Source organism: Bradyrhizobium sp. PSBB068 (genome assembly GCA_016839165.1).
GTDB lineage: Bacteria > Pseudomonadota > Alphaproteobacteria > Rhizobiales > Xanthobacteraceae > Bradyrhizobium.
Genome location: CP069300.1, coordinates 3,257,789 through 3,284,358 on the forward strand (window position 1 = coordinate 3,257,789; position 26,570 = coordinate 3,284,358).

Sequence of the window (26,570 nt, forward strand, 5' to 3'; positions counted from 1 at the left end):
CATGGGTCCGTCGACGCCATTCATCCGCCGGCCGGTCGCAACCACGCTGTTGACTTTCGGACTTGCGGCAGCCGGCATCGTCGCGTTCTTCAAGCTGCCGGTGTCGCCGCTGCCGGCGGTCGATTTCCCGACCATCTCGGTGCAAGCGACGCTGCCCGGCGCCAGTCCGGAGGACGTCGCCACCACGGTGGCAAGCCCGCTGGAGCGGCATCTCGGTCAGATCGCCGACGTCAGCGAGATGACGTCGTCGAGCTCCGTCGGGCAGGCACGGATCACGCTGCAGTTCAACCTCAACCGTGACATTGACGGCGCGGCGCGCGACGTGCAGGCCGCGATCAACGCGGCGCGGGCCGATCTGCCGACCAGCCTGCGCAGCAATCCGACCTACCGCAAGGTCAATCCGGCCGACGCGCCGATCCTGATCCTGACGCTGACGTCGGATACGCTGACCCGCGGCGATCTTTACGATGCGGCGTCCACGGTGCTGTCGCAGAAGCTGTCGCAGGTCGAGGGCATCGGCCAGGTCGTGGTGGGCGGCAGCTCGCTGCCCGCCGTCCGCGTCGATCTGATCCCGCAGGCGCTCTACAAATACGGCATCGGCCTGGAGGACGTGCGCGCGGCGCTGTCCAACGCCAACGCCCACAGCCCCAAGGGCGGCATCGACGTCGGCGACCAGCGCTACCAGGTCTACGCCAACGACCAGGCCAACAAGGCCGACGACTACCGGTCGTTGATCGTGGCCTACCGCAACGGCGCGCCGGTCCATCTCTCCGACGTCGGTGAGGTGGCCGACGGCGTCGAGAACCTGCGCAACGCCGGGCTTGCCGATGGCAAACCGGCCGTGCTGGTCATCCTCTATCGCCAGCCCAATGCCAACATCATCTCGACCGTCGACCTCGTGAAGGCATTGATGCCGCAGCTGCAGGCCTCGGTGTCGCCGGCGATCGATATCGGCCTTGCGGTGGACCGCTCGACCACGATCCGCACCTCGCTCAGGGATGTCGAGCGCACCCTGATCCTCGCGGTGCTGCTGGTGGTGTTCGTGGTGTTCGCGTTCCTGCGCAGCGCACGCGCCACCTTCATCCCGGTGGTCGCGGTCTCGGTGTCGCTGGTCGCCACCTTCGGTGCGATGTACCTGTTCGGTTACAGCCTCGACAATCTGTCACTGATGGCGCTGACGGTTGCGACCGGGTTCGTGGTCGACGACGCCATCGTGGTGCTGGAGAACGTCACCCGCTACATCGAGGACGGCATGAGCCCGCTCGAGGCGGCGCTGAAGGGCGCCAACGAGGTCGGCTTCACCGTGCTGTCGATGAGCATCTCGCTGATCGCGGTGTTCATCCCGATCCTGATGATGTCGGGCATCATCGGCCGCCTGTTCCGCGAATTCGCCGTGACCATTTCGATCTCGATCCTGATCTCGCTCGCGGTCTCGCTGGCGACGACGCCGATGATGTGCGCCGTGCTGCTGCGGCCGGATACCGGTGGTCACGGCAGGCTCTATCAGCTCAGCGAGCGCTTCTTCGATGCGATGCTGGGCTTCTACCGGCGGACGCTGACCGGCGCGCTCGAACATCCGCTGAGCGTCGTGCTGATCTTCTTCGTCACGATCGGACTGACGGGCTATCTGTACGTCGTGATCCCGAAGGGCTTCTTTCCGCAGCAGGACACCGGGCGGCTGGTCGGCTCGATCCAGGCCGACCAGAGCGTGTCGTTCCAGCTGATGCAGCAGAAGCTCGCGCAGTTCGTCGACATCATCAAGCGCGACCCGGCGGTCGAGACCGTGGTCGGCTTCACCGGCGGCGGGCAGACCAATTCCGGGTTCGTGTTCGTGTCGCTGCGGCCGCTCGACCAGCGCAAGCTCGGTGCCGACGGGGTGATCGCGCGGCTGCGCCGCCAGATGTCGGCGGTGCCCGGTGCGACCCTGTTCCTGCAAGCGGTGCAGGATATCCGTGTCGGCGGCCGGCAGTCCAACGCGCAGTATCAGTACACGTTGCAGGGCTCGACGCTGGAGGAGCTCAATGACTGGACGCCGAAGATCGCGGCGGCCATGCAGCGCGATCCGAACCTTGCCGACGTCAACAGCGACCAGCAGAACAAGGGCCTCGAGTCCGACCTCGTGATCGACCGCGACGCCGCAGCGCGGCTCGGCATCACGGTCAGCCAGATCGACAACACCCTCTACGACGCCTTCGGCCAGCGCCAGGTGTCGACGATCTATGTCGCGCGCAACCAGTACCACGTCGTCATGGAGGTGGCGCCGCGCTACTGGCAGAATCCGGAAACGCTGAAGGACGTCTATATCAGCACCTCGGGCGCATCGGTCGGCGGATCGCAATCGACCAACGCAGTGGCCGGCACCGTCGTGGCGCCGGGAAACTCGGGCGCGGCCAGTTCGGCCAACGCGCAGGCCGCGCGCAACCAGGCCACCAACTCGATCGGCTCGACCGGGAAGGGCGCGGCCTCGACCGGATCGGCGGTCTCGACCAGCAGCGAGACCATGATCCCGCTGTCGGCGGTCGCTGCCTTCAAGCAGGGCGCCACGCCGCTGGCAGTCAATCACCAGGGCCTGCTGGTCGCCAACACCATCTCGTTCAACCTGCCGCCGAACGTCTCGCTGAGCACCGCGGTCGCCAGCATCGAGGCGACGATGAACCGGATCGGCGTCCCGGCCACGATCCGGGGTACGTTCCAGGGCTCCGCCAAGGCGTTCCAGGATTCTCTCAACAACCAGCCGTTCCTGATCCTGGCCGCGATCATCACGATCTACATCGTGCTCGGCGTGCTCTATGAGAGTTACGTCCATCCGCTGACCATCTTGTCCACATTGCCCTCGGCAGGTGTGGGCGCCTTGCTTGCGCTGATGGCATTCAAGACCGAGTTCAGTATCATGGCGCTGATCGGCGTCATCCTGCTGATCGGCATTGTGAAGAAGAACGCCATCATGATGATCGACTTTGCGCTAGAGGCGGAACGCGGACGCGGGCTGGAGCCGCTCGAGGCGATCAGGGAGGCCAGCCTGTTGCGCTTCCGCCCGATCATGATGACGACGATGGCCGCGCTGCTCGGTGCCGTGCCGCTGGCGATCGGCATGGGTGACGGCGGCGAGCTGCGGCAGCCACTCGGTATCGCCATCGTCGGCGGCCTGATCCTGAGCCAGGTTCTGACGCTCTACACGACGCCGGTCATCTATCTCTATCTCGACCGGTTCCGCCTGTGGGTTCAGCGCGTCCGCCAGGGTGCCGCATTGCGGCCGGGCTCCTCACTTCAACCGGGCGAGTAAATGCCGACAGGTACAGCGTTGCATAGTCTTCAAACATTGCGGAAGCCGGTCCGGTTTTTGCGGGGGGCGGCGTTCGGCGGCCTCAGTCTCGGTCTGGGCCTTGCTCTGTCCGGGTGCATCCCCGGGGTGGAGAAGCCCGAACTCAGCCTCGAAGTGCCGGCGAGCTATCGCGCGGCCGCCAAGGGCGATGCCGACGCCGCCGTTCCGGCGCTCGCCTGGTGGCGCGGCTTCCGCTCGGCGGAGCTGACCGGGCTGATGGAATCCGCGCAGCAATACAATCTCGATATCGCGGTGGCGATCGCCCAGATCGTGCAGGCCGACGCCCAGGCCGGTGTGTCCGGTGCCGCGCTGCTGCCGTCGATCTCGGGATCGGCGAATGCCGAGCGCCAGCGGGTGGCCACGGGATCGACTACATCGCTCGGCGGGGGCAGCACCTTCTCCCAGTACAGCCTCGGACTGAGCGCGAGCTACATCGTCGATTTCTGGGGCAAGAACCGCGCGACGCTGTCGGCGTCGGAGGAGAGCGCAACCAGCGCCCGCTACAATCGCGAGGTCGTCGCGCTGACCACCATGGCGACGGTGGCCAATACCTATTTCCAGGTGCTGGCGGCACAGGACCAGATCAATGTTACCCGCCGCAATCTGGCAGCAGCCGAACGAATTCTTGCGCTGATCAAGTCGCAATTCGCCGGCGGCACCGCCTCGCAGCTCGACTTGTCGCAGCAGGAGGCGCTGGTCGCCACGCAGCGCGCGGCGATCCCGCCGCTCGAGGTGACGGTCGGGCAGAACATCGCCGCGCTCGCCGTGCTGGTGGCGCGCGCACCGGCCGATTTCAAGGTGCGCGGCGGCAGCACCACGCAGATCGCCATACCGCGGGTGACGCCCGGGCTGCCGTCGGAATTGCTTTACCAGCGGCCTGACATCCGTCAGGCCGAGGCGCAGCTCGCATCCTCCAACTTCAGTGTCGACGCGGCGCGCGCGGCGTTCTTCCCGCAGATCCAGCTGACCGGCACCACCGGCTTCCAGAGTGCGGCGCTGGCCTCGCTGTTCGCACCCGGCGCCTGGTACTACACGCTGGCCGCCGGGCTGACCCAGCCGCTGTTCGACGGCTTCCTGCTGGAGAGCCAGTTCAAGCTCGCCAAGGGGCAGCAACTGCAATACCTGCAGGCCTATCGCAAGGCGGTGCTGTCGGCTTTCGCCGATGTCGAGAAGGCGCTGATCGCGCTGCAGAAGTACACGTTGCAGGAGCGCCTGCAGTCCGACGTCGTCGCCGCCTCGCGCAAGGCGTTCGAGGTCGCCGAGACGCAATTGCGCGGCGGCACGGTCAACCTCATCACGGTGCTGCAGGCGCAGCAGACGCTGTTCACGGCCGAGAACAATCTGGTCACGGTCAGGCTCAACAAGCTGCTGGCGGCGAGCAGCTTGTTCCAGGCGCTCGGCGGCGGCTGGACGCCCGCCGGCACACTCGCGGCGGCAGTGCCATGAGGTCGGTCATGCAGCGGTTCGTTACAGCCTCCGTCATGGCCCTCGTCGTCACGCTGGGCGCGCCTGCCGGCACGGCCCGCGCGCAGCAGCGGCCGCCGAACAGCGTGCCGCTGGCCTTCGGCATGAATGCGGACCAGGCCAGCCGGTCGCTCGGCGTTCCCCTGAGCTACGTTCGCGGTACGCCGGGCAATGAAATGTTCGTGGCGCTGCCCAATGTCAAGGGCAGCGTGCTGTCGCGGCGCAGTGACGCGCTCTATCTGCAATTCGGCAGGGGTCGCCTGATCGCCTGGAAGGGCGACTGGGGCACCAATCCGCAATGAGGGCTGTGACGATGACCGCCACCAGAGCATTGATCGCCTGCGCCGCCATCGCGCTCGGCTCGGTCGCCGCATCTGCCCAGCAATTGGCTCCGCAACGGCCGCTGCGCTACGGCAGCACCGGGGGAGCGTATTTCGACGGCAGGAATGACGATCGCGATTTCCGCAGCAACGGCTCGTTTCCGGGCAGCTTTGCCGCCGATCCGTTCAGCGCGGGTTTCGGTGCGGCCGGATTGTTCGGCTCGACGCCGTATCACTCGCCGCGGCCGTATCCGTCGCAGGTGATCTTCGGTGCGCCGTGTCAGGACTGCCGTCCGTACCGCCCACGGCGGCACCGCGACAGGTACGAGTGATGTTCGGAAGCGGGGCGCGTCTCAAGAGCTTGACGCGTCTTCTTCACGCGGACCGACAACCACTTCGTTCGGAACGCTCTACCCCCTGAGCAACAGGTCGTCGATGATGCGCGGCTTCATCCAGCCGACCTTGTCGATGATCTCCCTGCGCAGCTCGTCCTTTTCCATCTCATATTGCTCATTCACGACGCGGACGCCGCTTTCGGGGATTCCGAACGCCTTGAGCAGGCCGTTGTGCCGTGCCTTCCACTCGATCACATGCTCGGTCATGATCTGCGTCTCGGCCGGAAGAAAGCCGGGATGCGCAGCCAGGCCGCATGACGCGGTGGTCTGCGGATCTGAAGCCAGCATGATCACGTTCCACTCGTCGTAGCCGACCAGGTCCATCTGCGCGTAGAGAAATGCGCCGTGCGGCCCGTCCCAGATCTTCTGGTCGATCACCAGGAACGGCATCGCGTTGCAGTGGCCGTGGCGCGCCGCCATGTCGCGGTTGAAAGCCTCTGTGCGCTCCTGCAGCCGCTCATTGGCCGCAGCGAACACGGCAAGGCGATTGTCAGCCGTCGGCGCGATGCTGCCGGCGTCGTCAGGCGCGAAACCGGCATCACGCAGCATCGGCCCGATCCGTGGATCATCCCACTGCGTCTTGTGAAACGCAGGCACCGCGACGTCGGCGCCCCGTACCGGACGCTCGGCCTCCTTGAGCTCGCCCAAGGTCTCCTGCTTCTTTCCGAAAACCACCCTGCGCCCGAACATTGCGTGTCGTTCCTGCCAAGCTGGGGGAAAAGCCTGGCAAACAATGCCGAGATTTCCCTTAACTGGTCAGGGCAGCCGGTGGCGATCAAACAACAAGGTGACGCGGCAGTTAAGGCCAACTCGAAAAATCGATCAATCGGCCGCCCGCAGCCGGGCTAACTCGCGGCGGCGCTTGTCGATTTCGCCTGCGCCGGGCTGACGCGGGCGAACCGCACCACGAAGCGGGTGCCCTTTTGACTCGGGGCGCGCTCGACGCTGGCGGCGAGCTTGACGGCCATCGCGGCGACGATGCGCTGGCCCATCCCGGTGCCGCGCGGGTCGGCCTTGTCGGAGAAGCCCACGCCTTCGTCGCTGATTGCAAGCTGCAAATCGTCCGCGTGCTGCTTCAGCTCGACATGGATCGGGCCGGCGCCGTGGGGATAGGCGTATTTCACGGCGTTCATCACCAGCTCGTTGACGATGATACCGATCGCGACCGCGCTGTCGGGATCGATCTCGACCGGGTCGGCTTTCAGCGTCAGCCGCGACATCCGGTTGCCTTCGGCCGATCGCCTGAGGTCCTCCAGCAGCGCCTCGAGATACTGGTTGAGCATCACCGTCTTGAAGTCGTGCGAAGTGTAGAGGCGGCGATGCACCTGCGCGACGGCGGCGACCCGGCCCATCGCGTTGGTGAGCGCCGCCTTGACATCCTGCTGGCTCGCGGAATTGGCCTGCAGATGCAGCAGCGAGGCAATGATCTGCAACGAGTTGCCGACCCGGTGGTTGACCTCGCGCAGCAGCACCTCGCGCTCGGCGGCGAGCGCGGCGTAGCGGTCACGCGAGGCGTGCACCTCGGCCTCGGCCTCGTCGCGCGCTTTCTGGATCGCCGCCCGCCGGATCGCGCCGTTCACCGCGACCTGGAGCAGGGGGATGAATTCACCCCTGACGTCCTTGACCAGATAGTCCGCCGCGCCGGCCTTGAGGGCGGTGACGGCAATCGCCGAATCCTGCGAGGCCGTGACAAACACGATCGGCGGCGCGTCTGGAATCTTGAGGATTTGTTCCAACGTCTCCAGCCCGTCGAGGCCGGGCATGTATTGGTCGAGCGCGACGACGTCGATGCCGCCCTGGGCGAGCCGCTCGAGGCCTTCCTGACCGCTTGCGGCGTGCACGACCTTGTAGCCCGCGCGCGTCAGCCCGCGTTCGACCAGGCGCGCCAGCGCCGCGTCGTCGTCGATATAGAGCAGTGTCGGCGTTGCGCTGGTCATATGGAAGCTGGCGGCACCTGAATCACGGAAAAGAACAGGCCAAGCTGGCGAATGGCGTTGGCAAAGCTTTCGTAGTTCACCGGCTTGGTGATGTAGACATTGCAACCGAGTTCGTAGCAACGCTTGATCTCCTGGCTGTCGTCCGTGGTGGTCAGCATGACCACCGGCGTCGCCTTGAGATGTTTGTTCTCCTTGACCCGCTTCAGAATGTCGATGCCGGTCATGTCGGGCAGATTGAGATCAAGCAGGATGAGCAGGGCCTGGTTCTTGCGGTCGACCGCGCTGCCATCCTTGCCGAACAGGTAGTTCACGGCCTCTGTACCGTTGGTGAACGGGACGATCTCATTGTTGACACCCGAACGCCGGATATTCCGCTCAATCAGGCGGGCGTGGCCCTCGTCGTCCTCGATCATGATGATGGTGACTGGATCGCTCATGATTCCCTATCCCGGTTCTTGTCTGAGGTCTTGCCTGACCAATTGATGGGCAGCGTGATCGTGAACGTGCTGCCGTTGTGAAGTTCCGATGCTACCGACATGGTGCCGCCCAGTCTGCGCACAAGTGCGCGGACATGGGCAAGCCCGATGCCCTGACCCGGCTTGTCCTGGGTTCCGGCGCGGCGGAATAGATCAAAGATGCGCTGGTGGTCCTTGGGATCGATGCCGCGGCCGTTGTCGGTGACCTCGAAGATCGCAAAGCCCAGCTTGGTGCGGCCCTTGACCGAGATCTCGCCGGGCACGCCGTTCTTGAGGTACTTGACCGCGTTGTCGATCAGATTGGAGAAGATCTGCTCCAGCGCGAGGCGGTCGCTGACGATATTCGGCAACGCGCCGACCTCGATGGTCGCATGCGCCTCGGCCGCCTGATGCGCGATCGTCCTGACGATGCCGTTGATCAGCTCGCTGAGATCGATCTGCTCCAGCTTGAACTCGCGGCGGCCCTCGCGGGTGAGATGGAGGATGGCACTGATCAGGCGGTCCATCTTGGCGATCGACGATTTGATGAAGCCGAGCGACTCGCTGAAATCGTCGGATAGCTGCTTGTCGGAGCCTTCGAGCTCGGGCTCGGCCACGTCGGTCGCGTCTTCCATCGCCGGCGCCAGCGACGCGGTGCGATTGAGCGTGGCGATCCGCCTGAAGATGTCGCCGCGCAATTCCTCCAGCTCGCTGGTGAAGCCCATGATGTTGACCAGCGGCGAGCGCAAATCATGGCTGACGATATAGGCGAAGCGCTGGATCTCCTCGTTGGCCTCGCGCAGGTCGGCGGTCCGTTCGTCGACGATGGTTTCGAGATTGACGTTGCTGTCGCGCAGCTTGGCCTCGGCCTCGTCGCGCGCCCGCGACGATTGCCGCACCAGCACGAGAGAGAGGGCGGCGAGCACCAGCACCAGGCAGGAGCCGGCGATGGTGACGGAGGAGGCGAGCACCTGGGTCCTGTCGGCGGTCGCGGTGCGCGCCGCCAGCAGGCGATCCTCCTCGGCGCGCATGTCGCGGCCGATCCTGGCGATCGCTTCCAGCGCGTCGGTCGATGTGCTGTTGCGCAGGACGTCGATGCTGGTCGCGGTGTCGTTGTTCCTGACGCGCTCGTTGGTGAGGGTGAACTCCGCCAGCCGCTGCTCGACGGCGGCCTTCAGCTTCGCGGCATTGGCGACCTGCGCCGGATTGTCGACGGTCATCATCTGGAGATGGCCGAGCGCGGCGGGGATTGCCGCCGCGGCCGACTGGTACTCCGAGAGGTATTGTGGTGCTGATGTCAGCAGATAGGCCCTGGTCGCGCTTTCGGCGCGCCTGACGTCAAGCAGCAGGTTAGCAACCTGGCCTTCGACCTCGACCGTATGGACGACCCAGGCGTTGTCCTCGCGTGCCTTGTTGACCAGCAGGACCGACGCCACGCTGACTGCGACCAGCACGAAAAATCCCGCCGAGAGCAGCAGGATTTGCAACGTGGACCGGCGTCGTGAAATCGGGGTCACGACGGTCTCTTCGTGGCAGTGGGATTCAATGCGTCCCCGTGGAAAGCCAATACCCCACTAGTACGCTTGAACAGGTGGTTGGGTTCCAAAGAGTTCCAACTATTTCGGGGCGTCGGATGGCTGGCCGGCGAGATACTGCTCCAGCCAGTGGATGTGATAGTCGCCCTCGATGATGTCGGGCTCGCGCACCAGGGCGCGGAACAGCGGCAGCGTCGTCTCGATGCCGTCGACCACCATCTCGTCCAGGGCCCGGCGCAGCCGCATCAGGCATTCGCCCCGGGTCTTGCCGTGCACGATCAGCTTGCCGACCAGCGAGTCGTAATAGGGTGGAATCACGTAGCCCTGATAGACGGCGGAATCGATCCGCACGCCGAGGCCGCCCGGCGGATGGAATTGGGTGATCCGTCCCGGCGAGGGACGGAAGGTCTGCGGGTTCTCCGCATTGATGCGGCACTCGATGGCGTGGCCGATGATCGCGATGTCGCTCTGCTTGGCCGGGAGTTCGCCGCCGGCGGCAATCCGGATCTGCTCAAGCACCAGATCGATATCGGTGATGCTTTCGGTGACGGGATGCTCGACCTGGATGCGCGTGTTCATTTCGATGAAATAGAACTCGCCGTCCTCGTAAAGGAATTCGATGGTGCCGACGCCGAGATACTTCATGTCCTGCATCGCCTTGGCGCAGGTCTCGCCGATCCTGGCGCGGGCCGCTGCCGCCAGCACGGGCGAGGGGCCTTCCTCCCAGACCTTCTGGTGGCGGCGTTGCAGCGAGCAGTCGCGCTCGCCGAGATGGATCGCGCCGCCGCGGCCGTCGCCGAGAATCTGGATCTCGATGTGGCGCGGCTTCTGCAGGTATTTCTCCAGGTAGACCGAGGCATCGCCGAACGCCGACTTGGCTTCGTTGGCCGCGGTCGAAAGCGCCAGCGCGAGGTCGGCCTCGGTGTGGGCGACCTTCATGCCGCGGCCACCTCCGCCGGCCGCCGCCTTCACCAGCACCGGGAAGCCGATCTCCTTGCCGATGGCGAGCGCGTCGGTCTCAGAGGTCACTGCGCCGTCCGAGCCGGGCACCACGGGGATGCCGAGGCGCTTGGCGGTCTTCTTGGCTTCGATCTTGTCGCCCATCAGGCGGATATGCTCGGCCTTCGGGCCGATGAAGCCGAGATTATGGTCGGCGAGGATCTCGGCGAAGCGCGCGTTCTCGGACAGGAAGCCGTAGCCGGGATGCACGGCGTCGGCGCCGGTGATCTCGCAGGCGGCGAGCAGCGCCGGTATGTTGAGGTAGGAATCCTTCGACGGCGGCGGGCCGATACACACGCTCTCGTCGGCGAGCCGCACATGCATGGCGTCGGCGTCGGCGGTGGAATGCACCGCGACGGTGGAGATGCCGAGCTCCTTGCAGGCGCGCAGCACGCGAAGCGCAATCTCGCCGCGATTGGCTATGAGGATCTTGTCGAACATCGCAGCGCCTGACGTTGACGGAAGCTATTCAATGATGACGAGCGGCTCGCCGAATTCGACGGGCTGGCCGTCCTCGACGAGGATCTGTGTCACGGTGCCCGCGCGCGGCGACGGGATCTGGTTCATGGTCTTCATCGCCTCGATGATCAGAAGCGTCTGGCCGGCGCTGACCTTCGAGCCGACTTCAATGAACGGCTTGGCGCCCGGCTCGGGCGACCAATAGGCGGTGCCGACCATCGGCGAGGGCACGGCGCCCGGATGCTTGGCGAGGTCGGTCGCAGCCGCAACGGCGGCAGCAGGTGCTGCGACAATGGCCGGCGCGCCAACCGCGTGGACGGCAGCGGGCACGGATGCCGCGATGCTGATGTTGCGTGCGACACGGACGCGCAGGCCGGCACGCTCGATCTCGATCTCGGTGAGGTTGGTCTCAGCAAGCAGCAGCGCGAGCTCGCGAATGAGGACGCTGTCGTCGCTCTTGGAGTCGCTCTTGGATTTTGCGGCTGATTTGTCGTCTGGCTGGCGCGCCATGTTGTTTGATCCGAAATCTCTATCTGGTGACGGGGAACGTCAGGATTGACGATTAAGTCTTTGCCTTTGCATCGATCTTGGCACCGATCTTGGTGGCGAGGCCGATGATCGCAAGCCGGTAGCCGTCGATGCCGAAGCCGCAAAGTGACGCGAAGGCGGCTTTAGCAGTGAACGAGTGGTCCCGGAAGCTCTCGCGGGCGTGGATGTTGCTGACATGAACCTCGACGGCGGGAATCCTGACCGCAACCAGCGCGTCATGCAGCGCGATCGAAGTATGGGAATAGCCGCCGGCATTGATGATGATGCCGACCGCCTTTTTGGCATGGGCTTCATGGATGAAGTCGATCAGTTCGCCCTCGCGGTTGGACTGCCGGCAGTCGGCGGTCAGGGCGAACTGGCGTGCGGTGTCCGCGCACAGCTTCTCGACATCGGCGAGCGTGGCGTGGCCGTAGGTCTCCGGCTCGCGCGTCCCCAGCAGATTGAGGTTCGGGCCGTTCAGCACGTAGATCGTTCCGGCAGCAGCCATTGCAAAAGATTCCTGCCAAAGGTTCCGGCCAATAGGTCCGACAAGGGGTCCGAGGGGTTCCGGCGAGGGGTGAAGTGGGCCGGGTTATAGGTAACAACCGGCCGCAGGGGAAGCCTTTAGGTGAAATCGGAACGCCTTCAGCGGCTTCCTCCAGCCTATTAGGTAGCTGGCGTAACCTGCGGAAATTGCTGGTTAACCAAACCTCATGGAAGGCGTGTCGAGGGGGCGTCCCGGCCAGCCGTCCACCGCCATCTGCCCGATACGGCGAACGAATAGCCCCGCCCGTGAGGGGCGGGGCTGAGAATGGGGGCGAGGGCCCGTCGTGGCACCCTCGCGCAGAGGCCGGCTTAGCCCTCGATGATGTAGACGATCTCGTGGGTCTCCGGCTGCACGATGATGTAGCGGCCGCCGACCAGGATGAAGTCATAACCGCGCCACTGCGGATAGATCGTCACGACCCGTTCCGGCAGAGGATAGAAGTGCACGTCGGCCGGGATACGGGTGCCGACCGCCACGTTGAAGTTCACGTTGGTGACTTCGGTGACGTGTTCCGACTTGATCGCGGTCGAGATCTCGGTGCGCTTCTCGGCCGGCGGAGCCGCGGTGGCCGACGTCGCCGCGTTGCCAGTCGTGGTCTGGGTGCGGCTGGTGTCGTTGGTCTGCGCACGGTTGGTGTCGGACGGGCTCTTGGTCTGGGCGTTCTGGTTGGTGGTGGCGCCGTTCTTCTCGCGGCTCTCGGCGTTCATGTTGCCGTTCTTCTCACGACCCTCGGCTTTCATGTTGCCGCTCTTGTCGCGGCTCTCGGCCTTCATGTCCTTCGAGCTTTCGTTGCCCTTGGTGGTCTCGTTCTCCGAGCTCATGCCCTTCGACTTTTGGGTATTTTCCTGGGCGCCCTTGGTGGCGGGTCCGGCCTTGTCGGACTCGGCGCCCTTCATGCCGGGCGATTCACCCTTCATGCCCGAAGAAGACTCACCGGTCGTCGAATGCTCGGAACCCTTCATGCCACCCGAATCGTGCTGCATCGCGCCCGACGACGCGCCACCTGACGGTGCAGAGTGCTGCGTGGTCGCGCCACCGCCGGCCCCGGATTCCTTGTTGGCGCCGCCCGCGCCCTGTGCGTTCGCGAAACCGGTGCCGGCGAGCAAAGCCGCCGCAGCGACCGAAATCAGAAAGCGTTTAGACATCGAAATTCCTCCTCGTTTTTCAGCATTGCCCGCGCCGACAACGAGAGAGGATGTGCGATGTTCCTGTAGATTTGCGGTTCCCCGCGGTTTGTTTCCTGTGTGAATGCGCGATGAACAGCGCGCGCTTCAACCGCAGGCCCAGTCGAACTCCATGCTCGCAAGATCGAGCTGGCCGTTGCCGCCGCCGAAATTGAACCCGCCGAAATGCTCTTCGATCTCGAGATAGGTCGCGCTGTATTTCGGCGTCCACTGATTGGGAAACATCGTGCCGCCGAGATGGTTGCGACCATGCAACCGGTCGAGGCCGCGCGCAGTGCCGACCTCGCTGTAGGGCGCGATATAGTCGCCGAGCTCGCCCTTGTGCAGCAGATGATCGCGTGGCGGCTTGCCGACATTGGGATCGTCGTCGCGCGGCGCCAGCGCGATGCCGTACGCATGATGTCCGGTCGCGGGGACGTGGCCGAACAGGCGATACCAGTGGGTCTTCTCCAACTCGTCGATCCGGGTACTGCGTCCGACATTGACGTCGAACGCCGTGCGCGCCGCGCCCTTCAGGAGCCAGCGCGGCGGCGGATTGGCTTCCAGCAACGGATTGCCGGCAAGCTCGGGTGGTTCGCACAGCGGCCCCGCGAACTCGGCCTCCGTGAGCCAGATCGCCGCGAAATTGTGGTCGATGATGTCCTTCATCCGGAACTCCATCGGATGACGGTTCTGTCGGTACGCGAAGTACGGCAACAGATTCGGATCTGACGGACGTTCGATGGTCTCCGCCGCGAGATATTGCGCGACCGCGTCGATCTCGACGGGTTCGTCATATTGCTGATCGGCGAACATCGCGAGCGCGACATAGGTATCGCCCTTGGCGCGATACTGCGCCGGGACGCGCAGCGTGAAGCAGTGCTGCATCGGAAAGCCGTCGTGGGGGCTGAGCGGCCACTGCTCGGCGCGTATGCCTGATGGCAGGCCGTAGCACCAGCCGTGATCATGGTCGGAGCCACGCTGTGGCGCCGTCTTCAGGAGCGTGAGGTCGTAGCCAAGGGTTGGCGGGGCCAAGGGCATCGCGCGGCTTCCATTGTTGGTGATGGCCCTTGGTTGCAGCCGGCGCGGACGTGGTTCGGTGCCGCAACAAAAAAATCCGGCTGCCAGGCAGCCGGATCTTGTCGAACGACCGGATATTGTCGAACGAAATGAGCGCTGTCGACGCTCAGCAGGTCGCCTTGCCGCAACGGGCAATGCCGATCTTCTCCTTGAGGCCGTCGACGCCGACCGCGCCGATCACGACCTGCTTGCCGATCACGTAACTCGGCGTGCCGTTCATGCCCATCGATTCGGCGAGGCGGAAATTCTCCTCGATGGTCGCCTTGACCTCGGGGCTCGCCATGTCCTTCTCGAGCTTCGCTATGTCGAGGCCGACGTCCTTGGCAACTGCAAGGGCGCGCGCCTTGTCGGCTGCGCCGCGGCCGCCCAAGAGCTTCTGGTGAAATTCGAGATACTTCTTGCCGGTCGGATCCTGCATGCGCACGGCGACCGCGACCTGCGCGGCCTCGACCGAGCCCTGGCTCAGCACCGGGAATTCCTTCAGCACCACCTTCAGCTTCGGATCCGACTTCATCAGGTCGAGCATGTCGGACATTGCGCGCTTGCAGTAGCCGCAATTGTAATCGAAGAACTCGACGAAGGTGACATCGCCGTCCTTGTTGCCGATCATCACGCCGCGCGGCGAGTTGAAGATCGTGTCGGCGTTCTTGGCAACGCTCTGCTCGTGCTTCTCGGCTTCGGCGGCGGCCTGCCGCTTGCTGAGCTCGTTCATCGCCTCTTCGAGCACCTCGGGATGCGCGATCAGGTAATTGCGCACGATGGTCTCGATGTCGCCGCGCTGGGTGTCGCTGAAGCTCTGCGCGGACGCGGTCAGCGGCGCGGCGCAGATGCCGAGCGCGAGCAGGGCAGGGGCGAGGAAACGAAGCGCTGGCATGGACGAAATCCTTGTTCGAGGTGGCCCGAAATACGGCACGGCCGTGGGCCGGTTTCGGTGATCGTTGTATGGAACTACGGTTTATTTCTAGTTGTTTTTCTGACCCGGCATCGGCTTGGCGCTCACAATGTCGTCAGCTTTGACCCAGCCGGGCGTGCCGATCGCGAACCGCGTCTTGGCGCGCGACGCAAGTTCGCGGGCGGTCTTGGTGTCGCCGCGGAGATAGGCGGCCTGGGCCGAGGCAAGGTCGGCCTGGGCATAGTCGCCCTTGCGGCCATAGGCCATCGCGAGCTGGGTGTAGCCGAGCGGCGCCTCGGGCTCGCGCGCCACCGCGGCGCGCAGCATGTTGATCGCCTCGTCGGTGGTGGCCTTGTTGTCGGAGGCGACCAGCGCCTGTCCGAGCAGCATCTCGATCAGCGGCGAACTATTGGAGAGCTGCACCGCGCGGCGCAGCGGCGCGATGGCCTCCGCCGGCCGGCCGCCTTCGAGCAGGGCCTGGCCGCGCAACTCGTAGAAATAGGGATTGTTGGGCTGGACCTGGATCAGCCCATCGATCTGCGCGATCGCCGAACGCAGATCGCCGTGCAGATAGGTGGTGATCGCGCGTGCATAGCGTGCCGGCAGGCTGGTGTTGGACAACGGATAGCGGCGATAGACAGTGTCTTGCCGCTCCATGAAGCCCGAGATCTTGGCGCGCATCATGTCGTGACGCAGCTGCAGCGCCGGATCGTCCTTCTTGTCCCAATAGGGGCTCGAGCGCGCCAGTTCCTGGAGCGCGGAGACGCGATCGACCGGCATCGGATGCGACTGCAGATAGGGGTCGGCGCCGCGCGCGGCGAACAGGCTCTCGTCGGTGAAGCGCTTGAACGTCTCGTACATGCCCCGTGCCGACTGCCCGGTCGCAGTCAGGAATTTGACGCCGGCGCGATCGGCGTTTTCTTCCTGCTGGCGCTGGTACGACAACAGCGTGCGCTGAATGACCGATTGCGGCGCCGAGATCGCCGCGGCGCCGGCGCTGGACAAGCCGTTGCCGGCGCCCCGGCCACCCGCGCCCGCGGCGAGCGCGCCGACGCCGAGCAGCATCGCAATGATCATCTGGGTCTGTGCCTGCGTCAGTTGCTCGCGCATCTTGGCCAGATGGCCGCCGGCGAGATGGCCCGTCTCATGCGCCAGCACGCCGATGATCTGGTTCGGCGTCTCCGATTGCAGCAGCACGCCGTAATTGACGAAGATGCGGCGGCCGTCGGCGACGAAAGCGTTGAACGAACTGTCGTTGATGATCACGATCTGGATGTTCTGCTTCTCCAGACCGGCCGCGCGCAGGATCGGCCTGGTATATTCGCGCAGCAATTGCTCGGACTCAGTGTCGCGCAGCACCGGCGGACCGTTCTGCTGGGCTCGCGCGGGGACGACCGGACCCACGGCGAGCGCGACCGCGGTCAGCAATGCGGTCAGCTTGAACCCTCTGGTGCGGAGCGTGAGGCGAAACAGCATGGGCGATCTATCGGCGATAGGGAGCTGCGCCGCGGCAACGTCCGGTTCCTGGCCCGACTGGATCAGGCGCGTGGCGCAGTCTGTTGTTTTTGCAGTTCTTCTTCACGCGAACCGGATATTCACTTGGGGTATTCACTGAGCCTGAAAGCGCTATAACGAGCCACCGAATGCGGCCAGTCTGGGGCAGTAGCGGTAACGGGAACCCAAATCCGGCAGCGGCCGTGCAATAGCAGAAATCCATGCGTGAAGCGACACCGAGAGACCATGTGAGCAGCCTTTTGACGGCATCCGGGCGCAGCGATGTTCCACCGTTCATGGTGATGGACGTGATGGCCGCCGCGGAGCGAATCGAGGCCGCGGGTGGCCATGTCATCCATATGGAGGTGGGGCAGCCCGCCGAGGGCGCGCCGAAGCAGGCGATCGCCGCGGCGCAGGCGGCGCTTGCCAGTGGACGGATCGATTACACCTCCGCGCTCGGCATCCCCTCGCTGCGCGCGCGCATCGCCCGGCACTATCGCGACACGTATCGCTGCGCGGTCGATGCCGAGCGCATCATCGTCACGACAGGCTCGTCCGGCGGGTTCATCCTGGCGTTCCTAGCGATGTTCGAGCCGGGCGACCGGGTCGCGGTCACCGTGCCGGGCTATCCGCCGTACCGGCACATCCTGACTGCGCTCGGCTGCGAGCCGGTGCTGATCGAGACCTCCGGCGACACCCGCCACGCGCTGACCGGCGAGGCGCTGCTGGCCGCGCATCGCAAGGCGCCGCTGAAGGGCGTGCTGGTCGGCAGCCCCGCCAACCCGACCGGCACGATGATGTCGCGCGAGGCGCTTTCGAACCTGATGGCGGCCGCCGACAGCGCCGGAATCCGCTTCATCTCCGACGAGATCTACCACGGGCTCGACTACGCGTTTCCCGCCGTGACGGCGGCCGAGCTGTCGCCGAACGCGCTCGTGATCAACTCGTTCTCGAAATACTTCTGCATGACCGGCTGGCGCGTTGGCTGGATGGTGGTGCCCGAGGTGCTGGTGCGGCCGATCGAGCGGCTGCAGCAGAACCTCTCGATCTCGGTGCCGACCTTGTCGCAGATCGCGGCCGAAGCGGCGTTCGAGGGCCGCGCGGAGATGGAGGCGATCAAGCGTGGTTATCAGGAGAATCGCCGCATCCTGATCGAAGGCCTGCCCAAGGCCGGGTTGACCAAATTCCTGCCGGCCGACGGCGCCTTCTATCTCTATGCCGACGTCTCCGACTTCACCTCCGACAGCTTCGCCTTCGCCAGCGAGATGCTCGAAAAGGCGCATGTCGCGGCGACCCCGGGCGTCGATTTCGATCCGATCCACGGCCGAGCCTTCATCCGATTTTCCTATGCGCGTTCGGCCGCGGAGATGCAGGAAGCAGTTGCGCGGATCGCGCATTGGCTTAAATAGCGCGCAAACTTCAAGAGCCTTCCGCGTTCGTCGGGTCGATCAGATCGGTTTCGCAAGCGGCGCCTTGCTGCGGGGTACGCGGCAGATCGTCGCGGACAGACGGAAGGGCCCACACAGTTCCATTTGACTTGAACGGCCAAGTTGATCTTGGCTGTTTCCGCCATTTCTGAGGGGGAGTGAAACATGGCAACGGCAACCATTGCCACGGCCGCACCGGCGAGCGCCGGCGGCAAGCCGTGGTACAAAGTTCTCTATGTCCAGGTCCTGATTGCGATCGTGCTCGGCGCGCTGGTTGGCGCGTTCTGGCCAGCGCTCGCCACCAACGAGTGGATCAAGGCGCTCGGCGACGGCTTCATCAAGCTGATCAAGATGGTGATCGCGCCGATCATCTTCTGCACCGTGGTCTCGGGCATCGCGCATATCCAGGACGCCAAGAAGGTCGGCCGCATCGGCGTCAAGGCGCTGGTCTATTTCGAGGTCGTCTCGACCTTCGCGCTGGTGATCGGATTGCTGGTCGGCAATCTCGTGAAGCCCGGAGCGGGCTTCGGCAATGCCGCAGCGAACGCGCAAGCGGTCGCCGGCTATGCCAAGCAGGCGGAAGCGCAGAAGAGCGTCGACTTCGTACTGCACATCATTCCGGACACGGTGGTCGGCGCCTTCGCGCAGGGCGAGATCCTGCAGGTGCTGCTGTTCTCGGTGCTGTTCGGCTTCGCGATCATGGGCCTCGGCGAGCGCGGCCACACCATCCGCTCGTTCATCGACGACGCCGCGCACGCGGTGTTCGGCGTCATCTCGATCGTGATGCGGGCGGCGCCGATCGGCGCGTTCGGCGCGATGGCCTTCACCATCGGCAAGTTCGGCACCGGCGCGATCCTCAATCTGATGGGGTTGATCGCGACGTTCTACCTGACCGCCGCGCTGTTCGTCCTCGTGGTGCTCGGCGTCATCGCGCGCATCGCCGGGTTCTCGATCTTCAAGTTCCTGGCCTACATTAAGGACGAGCTCCTGATCGTGCTCGGCACCTCGTCCTCCGAGAGCGCGCTGCCGTCATTGATGGAGAAGCTCGAACGGCTCGGCTGCTCGAAATCCGTGGTCGGTCTCGTGGTGCCCACGGGCTATTCGTTCAACCTCGACGGCACCAACATCTACATGACGCTGGCGACGTTGTTCATCGCGCAGGCGCTGGGCTACGACCTCTCGTTCAGCCAGCAGCTCACGATCCTGGTCGTGGCGATGCTGACATCGAAGGGCGCCTCCGGCATCACCGGCGCGGGCTTCATCACGCTGGCCGCAACGCTTGCGGTGGTCGATCCGCGGCTGGTGCCGGGCATGGCGATCGTGCTCGGCATCGACAAGTTCATGAGCGAGTGCCGCGCGCTGACCAATCTGTGCGGCAATGGCGTCGCCTGCGTGATCGTCGCCTGGTGGGAGGGGGAGCTCGACCGCGACAAACTGAACGCCAATCTCGCGCGGCAGATCGACCCGACCGATATGGAGACCGCGCTGACGACCGACTAAAGCGGGATGAGTTTTGGTTGAATCGGCTTGGTGCGGTCTCGGTTCACCTCTCCCCGTTGGGGAGAGGTCGGATCGCGAAGCGATCCGGGTGAGGGCTCTCGCTCTCTCGATAGACCGTAATCCCTCACCCGATTTGCTGCGCAAATCGACCTCTCCCAAGGGAGAGGTGAACTCGACGCCGTTCCAGCTCAACCTGATCTCATCAGGCTTCAGTTCAACGTCAAAAGCGGTCTATCCGATACGGCGAGGTGTCCACCGAGGATGCCTCGCCGTTCATCGTTTCGGCGAGCACCCGCGCGGTCGCCGGGCCGAGCGTGAAGCCCTGATGGCCGTGACCGAAATTGACCCACAGCCCACGATGGCGCGGCGCCGGCCCGAGCACCGGCAGCATGTCGGTCGTGCAGGGGCGGGTGCCGAACCAGGGTTCGGGCTCGACGCGACTGCCGATCTCGATCAGTTGCCGTGCGGCGGCTTCGGCGTAGCCGAGCTGGATCGGCGTCGCGGGCGCGTCCGGACTGGTGAGCTCCGCGCCGGTGGTGATGCGGATGCCTTTGGTCATCGGCGCCATCGCGTAGCCATTGGCGCTGTCCACCAGCGGCAGGTCGAGCGAGCGGCCGCCCTGATAGTGCATGTGGTAGCCGCGCTTGCGCACCAGCGGGATCCGGTAGCCGAACTTGCCCAGCAATTGCGGTGACCACGGTCCCAGCGCGACCACGACGTTTGCGGCATCGATCCGGCCGCTATTGGTATCGACCGACCAGCCGGCGGTCGTCTCGGTCAGCGTCTGCGCGTCGCCGTGCAAGAGCGTGCCGCCGAGACGTTCGAACAATCCGGCATAGGCGGAAACGAGACCGCCGGGGTCCGACGTGGTCCACGGCCCGAGCCAGTGGATGGCGCCGGGCAGGTCGTCGCGCAGCAACGGCTCAGCCTTGGCGAGCTCGCGGCCGTCGAGCACGCGAAACTGCACGCCGAACTCGCGCCGGTTCTCTTCTGCGACCGCGATCGCCTGCTCTAGCGCAGCCGGGTCGCGATGCAGCAGGCGATAGCCGGCGCGGCGGATCAGATTGTCGGCATGGGCATCGCGGATCAGCGTGTCGTGCTCTGCTGTGGCGTGGGCGATCAGCCGCGCCCAGGCGAGGGTGGCTTCGCGGTGCCGCTCGGGCGTCGAGTTCCACCAGTAGCGCAGCAACGGGCCGGCATGCCGCGGCAGTGAGGCCAGGCGATAGTGCACGTCGTTGGTGCGCCCCATCGCGATCCTGGCGAGGACGGCCGGATCCCGCGGCATCGGGTAGGGCCGCACTGCTTCGCTCTGGATGATCCCGGCATTGCCGTAGCTGGTCTCGCGGCCCGGCTCCTTGCGGTCGACGAGCGTGACTGACCAGCCGCGGCGCTGCAGATGCAGCGCCGTGCTGACGCCCACCATGCCGCCGCCCAGAACGATCGCGCTTTGCATTGCATCCGTCTCCGTCAGGCTCCGTTACGCCTGACGAACGGAAATGCCTGTCCAATAAAAACGCCCGGCGTGAACCGGGCGTTTTGACTTGTAGCTGGCGCTAGTTGCCGCCGCCGAAGCGGCGCGACCACCAGCCTTTGCGGGCCGGCGCCTCGGCCGCAGCGGGCTCTGCGGCAGATGTTGCGGGCTCAGGGGCAGGGGCCACTTCTTCCGCCGCGCTCTGGACCAGGGTGGGCGCCGGTGCCTCGGGTTGCGGACTCGACGCGAAGCTGACCTTTTCGCGCACCGTTGAGCGGCGGCGCTGCGAGCGGTCGCTTTCGGCGGCCGTATCCTCCGCGGCAGGCGCTGCAACAGGTTCGGGCTCGTGTGCTGTGGCCGTCTCGACAGCAATGGTCTCGACCGGCTGCCATTCCGTCGGCGGCGCGACCGGCTCGGGCTGCGCCAGCGAGGGCGCCGGCTCCGCGTCATGGCCGTCCAAATCGGCGACGGCGTCGGCCGCCTCGGGCGGTGCGATCGGGCCCAGCTCGTCGGAGATCGATCCGGCGAGACCGTCATCTGGTCCGCCGCTGCCGCGCCGGCGGCGTCCACCGCGGCGTCCGCGGCGGCGCGGACGGCGATCGCCATTGCCGGCCTCATCGTCGCGGACTGCGCCCTGCGCTTCGTTGGCTTCGTCCTCATCGCCTTCGGCATCGGCGGCGGCAACCGCCTCGGTGCCCTCGGGCAACACGTGCATCAGGTCGCCGTCCTCGCGCGGCGCCGGAGCGCCTTCGCGGGCCTCGTTGCCACCGCGGCCGCGGCGGCGGCGGCGGCGCTTGCGGCGCTGGCCGTCGCCTTCGCCCTCGGCGGAGCCGGATTCTTCGCCGGCCGCCCGGTCGTCGGCGAGGCCTTCGGTCTCGTCGGTCTCGATCTCGGCCTCGTATTCGAACAGCTCTTCCTCGTCGTCGGCCTCATCGACCTGCGCCGGCGCGGCGGCCGCCTGCGCGGCAAGCAGCGCCTTGGCGGCTTCGAGCGTATGGACCTGCTCACCGCGATCGATGATGTAGGATTGCTGGCCGTGCACGGTGGCGTCGGCGACGATCGACAGCGAGACGCGGAAGGCGTCTTCGAGGTCGCGCAGATGGCCGCGCTTGTGGTTGAGCACGTAGAGCGCGACGTCGGTGCGGGTACGGACCACCAGATTGTGGGTCGCGCCCTTCATCAGGATTTCCTCGATGCCGCGCAGCAGCTGCAGCGCAACCGACGAGACCGAGCGGACGTGGCCGGAGCCGCCGCATTGCGGGCAGGGCTCTGTCGAGTTCTCCAGCATGCTGGCGCGGATGCGCTGGCGCGACATTTCCAGGAGGCCGAAATGCGAGATGCGGCCGACCTGGATCCGCGCACGGTCCTGGCGCAGGCAGTCGGACAGCTTGCGCTCGACCGCGCGGTTGTTGCGCTTCTCGTCCATGTCGATGAAGTCGATGACGATCAGGCCGGCGAGGTCACGCAGGCGCAGCTGTCGCGCGACTTCTTCCGCGGCTTCCAGATTGGTCTTGAGCGCGGTGTCCTCGATATGGTGCTCGCGCGTGGCGCGGCCGGAGTTGACGTCGATCGAGACCAGCGCCTCGGTCTGGTTGATCACGATGTAGCCGCCGGAGCGCAGCTGCACGGTCGGCGAGAACATCGCGTCGAGCTGGCTTTCGACGCCCATCCGCGAGAACAGCGGCTGGCCGTCGCGATACTGTTTCACCGCGCGCACATTGGCCGGCATCAGCATCTTCATGAAGTCGCGTGCTTCGCGGTAGCCGGCTTCGCCCGCCACCTGGATCTCGTCGATCTCCTTGTTGTAGAGGTCGCGCAGCGAGCGCTTGATCAGCGAGCCTTCCTCGTAGACCAGGGTCGGCGCCTGCGACTTCAGCGTCAGGTCGCGCACCGTCTCCCACATCCGGATCAGGTATTCGAAGTCGCGCTTGATCTCCGGCTTGCTGCGGGAGGCGCCGGCGGTGCGCAGGATGATCCCCATGCCCTCGGGCACGTCGAGATCCTGCACCACTTCCTTGAGCCGCGAGCGGTCCTGGGCCGAGGTGATCTTGCGGCTGATGCCGCCGCCACGCGCGGTGTTGGGCATCAGCACGGCGTAGCGGCCGGCGAGCGACAGATAGGTGGTCAGCGCGGCGCCCTTGTTGCCGCGCTCCTCCTTAACGACCTGCACCAGCATGACCTGCCGGCGCTTGATCACTTCCTGGATCTTGTACTGGCGGCGCGGGCGGAACGGGCGCTCCGGAACCTCCTCGAGCACGTCGTCACCGCCGACGGACTCGACGACATCCTCTTCCTCGCCTTCTTCGCCGTCATCCTCGTCATCATCTTCGCCAGCTTCGTCGCTGCGCGCGGATTCGGGGGCGACTTCCACCAGCGAGGCGTATTCGGTGACCGCATGCTCATCGGCCGCGGCGTGGACTTCTTCGGCAGCCACATACGGCGCGTCATCGGCGTGGGCGGCGTTTTCCTCGACCTGTTCCTCATGGGCCCGCTCGGGCTCATGATTGACCTCGACCGGCTCGAAGGCCTCCGGGGCGGCTGATGCAACCGAGGCTTCGACCGCCGCGGCGACGGGATCGGTCGGAGCATCGGCAGCCGGCGCCTCGCTCACGACCGGGGCACGGTCGTGATCGTCCGCATGGTCATGGTCGTGGTGGTGATGATCGTGGTGGTCATGATCGTGGTCATCGTGGCCATGATCGTGGTGGCCGTGATCATCATGAGCGTGACCGTGCTCATCATCGTGGTGGTGCTCATGGTCCTCATGATGCGCATGGTCATGCGCCTCATGCTCGTGCCCCTCATGGGCGACCACGCCGTGCTCGTGATGCTCGGCATCGACCGGATGTTCGTGGGCCTCGGCTGTCGGCAGCGCCTGCGCGTCGCCGGCGCCTTCGATCACCTCGCTCTGGACACGGTCGCCGTGGCCGCGGCGGCGGGCATTGCGGTGGCGCGAGCGGCGGCGATGGCCGCGGTTCTCGTGCTCTTCCTCGGCCTCGCGATGGGCGCGCTCGTCGGCTTCGATCAGCGCCTGACGGTCGGCGACCGGGATCTGGTAATAATCGGGATGGATTTCGCTGAAGGCCAGGAAGCCGTGCCGGTTGCCGCCATACTCGATGAAGGCAGCCTGTAGCGACGGCTCTACGCGCGTGACCTTGGCAAGGTAAATGTTGCCGCGCAGTTGCTTGCGCTGGGCGGTCTCGAAATCAAACTCTTCGACGCGATTGCCGCGGACCACGACGACCCGGGTCTCTTCCGGGTGGGTGGCATCGATCAACATCTTGTTGGGCATTTTGGAGCTCTTGACGGCGGCGGGCGCGGATCATGGCGCGCGCAAACTGCGCCGCCCGGTGACGCGACGGTCCACCTGATTCGGGGGTGAGGGGAAGGCCAAAACGCGTCTCGCGGCGCAGCGCCGGACGGGAACTCACCGGGATGATGCGACGGGCGAGGTTTTCACCTCGCGTCAGCGCGAGCATTCGGGGGATCCTGGTCGGCAATGCAGTCTGGCGCATTAAGCGTCGGCCCGTCTAAACATGTTGGCGGCGAAATTGACCGCCGTATCTTTTGCTGAAAGCCCCGTCCGGCGCCGAAGCGCCTGCCGGCGATCGCATATCGAGGCCCCAAGGAATCCCCCAAGGAACCGGATAATCGGTTACGCCGTGTCTCAAACCGTCCCTCTGGCGAGGGAGTGTGTCTGGGACCGGACGCCGCTCGGGCTTGAATCCGCCACTCCGTGTCAGCCGCGCGCGGCGCTGGCTGGGGAGGGACCGGAAAAACACGGCGGGATCTTCGACTTGGAAGGTTCCACCGCTGCACCAAGAGGCTGAACGCGACACAACCGGGAGTACTAGCCGTCAGCATTCCGTACATACGTGGATTGACCGTCGCGTGCAAGGGAAGCGTCACGCCGCCGCAACACTCGGTTCTTTTCGCTCCGATGTCATTAGGGCACGATTAACCGTGTGGTTCTAATGCGGTAAGAAGCAGCTGGGAGGCTCCGAATCGGGTGGAGAACCGCGCAAAACACCTTGTTTTTCTGGGATGCGGGCTGTTGTGCGCTGCAGCATTGGTGGTTGCCGTGGCCAGCGCCCCGAGCGCGGCCGAAGGCCCGCAGGCCGGTGCATCCGCGCCGGACGCCAGCACCGCGAACTTCCCGGTCGCATCCGGCGCCAGGCTTGCCGGCGACGGCAAGCAGACCCGATTCATCCTCGATCTGGATCGCAAGATCGAATTTCGCGCCTTCCCGTTGGCCGACCCGTACCGGGTGGTGGTCGATATCCCGCAGGTCAATTTCCAGCTCGCGGCCGGTACCGGCTCGGCTGGGCGCGGGCTGGTCAAGGCGTTCCGCTATGGCCTCGTGATGCCCGGCGGTTCCCGGATCGTGTTCGACCTGACCGGACCGGTGAAGATCGCCAATTCCTACGTGCTTGACGCTGCCAATGGCCAGCCGCCGCGGCTGGTGCTGGATTTCGAGGAGGTCGATCGCACCAGCTTCGTGCAGTCGCTCGCGCCCGAGAGCCGTCCCGAGCTGAAGCCTGCGATCTCCGAGTCGACCACGGCGGCCATACCGGCCGTCACCACGGCGGCGTTGCCGCCGGTTGCGGTCACCGACTCGCGCCCGTTGATCGTGATCGATCCCGGCCACGGCGGCATCGACAACGGCACCCAGTCCGGCGATCAGACCGAGAAAAACCTGGTGCTGGGCTTCGGCCTTGCGCTGCGCGACCGGATCGAGAAGTCGGGCAAGTATCGGGTGATCATGACCCGGTCCGACGACACCTTCATTCCGCTCAACGACCGGGTGAAGATCGCGCGCACGCAATCCGCGGCGTTGTTCGTCTCGATCCACGCCGATGCCTTGCCGCGTCGCGAGGGCGATGCCCAGGGCGCCACGATCTACACGGTGTCGGACAAGGCCTCCGACGCCGAAGCCGAACGGCTGGCGGAAGCGGAGAACAAGGCTGACGCCATCGCCGGCGTGAACCTGACCGACGAGCCGACCGAGGTCGCCGATATCCTGATCGACCTCGCGCAGCGCGAGACCAAGACCTTCTCCAACCGCTTCGCCCGGCTGCTGATGGACGAGATGAAGTCCACGGTGCGGATGCACAAGCATCCGCTGAAATCGGCCGGCTTCCGGGTGCTGAAGGCGCCCGACGTGCCGTCCGTGCTGGTCGAGATCGGCTACGTCTCCAACAAGGGTGACCTCGAACACCTGGTGTCCGAGAACTGGCGGAACAAGGCCGTCGGATCGATGGTCCAGGCGATCGACACGTTCTTCGCCAAACGGCTGGCAACCGCTGGACCGGCCAAGTGAAATTGTCCGGCTGAAAAGCCGGTGCCGTTGCGCGGAAGCCCTAGTTTGGCCACAGCGGCAACGGTATAGACAATCGACCGCAGGTCCGCAGAATCGACCATATTGTCCGGCGGCTGTTGTTTTTGTTCGCATGCGCAAGGCGGCTCGCCGGGCCAAGGCCTTGTTGTGGAAAGTCCTCGTTGTGACGGGGCTTTGTTGTGAGCCTTGGTTGTGCGAGGCTTCGCACTTTTGGACAGGCGCCTCTGACGACTGAGCGCCGGAG

The 26,570-nt window shown here is 65.4% G+C and carries 20 protein-coding genes; 7 read left to right on the forward strand and 13 right to left on the reverse strand.

All coding sequences use genetic code 11. The annotated features are described in order from the left end of the window. Window position 1 precedes the first annotated feature (1 nt). The 4 genes from JQ507_15065 to JQ507_15080 are packed head-to-tail and all read left to right on the forward strand — an operon-like array spanning window position 2 to window position 5,438. The gene (locus JQ507_15065; GenBank protein ID QRI72701.1) at window positions 2–3,283 is read left to right on the forward strand and encodes an efflux RND transporter permease subunit; all 3,282 of its coding nucleotides are present in this window, start codon (window positions 2–4) and stop codon (window positions 3,281–3,283) included. Next, the gene (locus JQ507_15070; GenBank protein ID QRI72702.1) at window positions 3,284–4,768 is read left to right on the forward strand and encodes an efflux transporter outer membrane subunit; all 1,485 of its coding nucleotides are present in this window, start codon (window positions 3,284–3,286) and stop codon (window positions 4,766–4,768) included. Between the two features lie 8 nt (window positions 4,769–4,776). Further along, window positions 4,777–5,088, forward strand: a complete 312-nt coding sequence (locus JQ507_15075; GenBank protein ID QRI72703.1) for a hypothetical protein — start codon at window positions 4,777–4,779, stop codon at window positions 5,086–5,088. Next, on the forward strand, window positions 5,085–5,438 hold the full coding sequence (locus JQ507_15080; GenBank protein ID QRI72704.1) for a BA14K family protein: 354 nt from the start codon (window positions 5,085–5,087) through the stop codon (window positions 5,436–5,438). Before JQ507_15075 ends, JQ507_15080 begins: the two co-directional genes overlap by 4 nt. Window positions 5,439–5,516: 78 nt before the next feature. Here JQ507_15080 and JQ507_15085 read toward each other — a convergent pair whose 3' ends face one another. The 11 genes from JQ507_15085 to JQ507_15135 form a co-directional block, all read right to left on the reverse strand. After that, window positions 5,517–6,191, reverse strand: a complete 675-nt coding sequence (locus JQ507_15085; protein ID QRI72705.1) for a hypothetical protein — start codon at window positions 6,189–6,191, stop codon at window positions 5,517–5,519. A 155-nt stretch (window positions 6,192–6,346) separates the two neighbouring features. After that, window positions 6,347–7,438, reverse strand: a complete 1,092-nt coding sequence (locus tag JQ507_15090; protein ID QRI72706.1) for a response regulator — start codon at window positions 7,436–7,438, stop codon at window positions 6,347–6,349. After that, a complete protein-coding gene (locus tag JQ507_15095) occupies window positions 7,435–7,875 on the reverse strand; it encodes a response regulator (GenBank protein ID QRI72707.1) in 441 nt (146 codons plus the stop codon). The genes JQ507_15090 and JQ507_15095 overlap by 4 nt, the downstream gene beginning before the upstream one ends. Then, the gene (locus JQ507_15100; protein ID QRI72708.1) at window positions 7,872–9,410 is read right to left on the reverse strand and encodes a CHASE3 domain-containing protein; all 1,539 of its coding nucleotides are present in this window, start codon (window positions 9,408–9,410) and stop codon (window positions 7,872–7,874) included. Before JQ507_15100 ends, JQ507_15095 begins: the two co-directional genes overlap by 4 nt. A 99-nt stretch (window positions 9,411–9,509) precedes the next feature. Then, a complete protein-coding gene (gene accC / locus JQ507_15105) occupies window positions 9,510–10,868 on the reverse strand; it encodes an acetyl-CoA carboxylase biotin carboxylase subunit (GenBank protein ID QRI72709.1) in 1,359 nt (452 codons plus the stop codon). Window positions 10,869–10,892: 24 nt separating this feature from the next. Then, on the reverse strand, window positions 10,893–11,396 hold the full coding sequence (locus tag JQ507_15110; protein ID QRI72710.1) for an acetyl-CoA carboxylase biotin carboxyl carrier protein: 504 nt from the start codon (window positions 11,394–11,396) through the stop codon (window positions 10,893–10,895). 52 nt (window positions 11,397–11,448) lie between these two features. Continuing rightward, a complete protein-coding gene (gene aroQ, locus JQ507_15115; GenBank protein ID QRI72711.1) occupies window positions 11,449–11,922 on the reverse strand; it encodes a type II 3-dehydroquinate dehydratase in 474 nt (157 codons plus the stop codon). Between the two features lie 347 nt (window positions 11,923–12,269). After that, the gene (locus JQ507_15120) at window positions 12,270–13,106 is read right to left on the reverse strand and encodes a DUF1236 domain-containing protein (protein ID QRI72712.1); all 837 of its coding nucleotides are present in this window, start codon (window positions 13,104–13,106) and stop codon (window positions 12,270–12,272) included. Window positions 13,107–13,232: 126 nt separating this feature from the next. After that, the gene (locus JQ507_15125) at window positions 13,233–14,165 is read right to left on the reverse strand and encodes a hypothetical protein (protein ID QRI72713.1); all 933 of its coding nucleotides are present in this window, start codon (window positions 14,163–14,165) and stop codon (window positions 13,233–13,235) included. Between the two features lie 145 nt (window positions 14,166–14,310). Next, window positions 14,311–15,078 (reverse strand): DsbA family protein, encoded by a 768-nt coding sequence (locus JQ507_15130; protein QRI72714.1) that lies wholly within the window; start codon window positions 15,076–15,078, stop codon window positions 14,311–14,313. 87 nt (window positions 15,079–15,165) lie between these two features. Beyond that, window positions 15,166–16,572 carry a M48 family metallopeptidase gene (locus JQ507_15135; GenBank protein ID QRI72715.1) on the reverse strand — a complete coding sequence of 469 codons (1,407 nt, stop codon included), beginning with the start codon at window positions 16,570–16,572 and terminating at the stop codon, window positions 15,166–15,168. Between the two features lie 239 nt (window positions 16,573–16,811). Here JQ507_15135 and JQ507_15140 point away from each other — a divergent pair, with 239 nt between their 5' ends. After that, window positions 16,812–17,999 (forward strand): aminotransferase class I/II-fold pyridoxal phosphate-dependent enzyme, encoded by a 1,188-nt coding sequence (locus tag JQ507_15140; protein QRI72716.1) that lies wholly within the window; start codon window positions 16,812–16,814, stop codon window positions 17,997–17,999. 183 nt (window positions 18,000–18,182) lie between these two features. Next, window positions 18,183–19,517, forward strand: coding sequence for a dicarboxylate/amino acid:cation symporter (locus JQ507_15145; protein QRI72717.1), 1,335 nt, complete (start codon window positions 18,183–18,185; stop codon window positions 19,515–19,517). Window positions 19,518–19,737: 220 nt separating this feature from the next. Here JQ507_15145 and JQ507_15150 read toward each other — a convergent pair whose 3' ends face one another. Beyond that, window positions 19,738–20,970, reverse strand: a complete 1,233-nt coding sequence (locus tag JQ507_15150) for an FAD-binding oxidoreductase (protein ID QRI72718.1) — start codon at window positions 20,968–20,970, stop codon at window positions 19,738–19,740. A gap of 100 nt (window positions 20,971–21,070) precedes the next feature. Next, window positions 21,071–24,280, reverse strand: coding sequence for an Rne/Rng family ribonuclease (locus JQ507_15155; protein ID QRI72719.1), 3,210 nt, complete (start codon window positions 24,278–24,280; stop codon window positions 21,071–21,073). A 717-nt stretch (window positions 24,281–24,997) separates the two neighbouring features. Here JQ507_15155 and JQ507_15160 point away from each other — a divergent pair. Then, the gene (locus tag JQ507_15160) at window positions 24,998–26,308 is read left to right on the forward strand and encodes an N-acetylmuramoyl-L-alanine amidase (GenBank protein QRI72720.1); all 1,311 of its coding nucleotides are present in this window, start codon (window positions 24,998–25,000) and stop codon (window positions 26,306–26,308) included. Window positions 26,309–26,570: the final 262 nt, after the last annotated feature.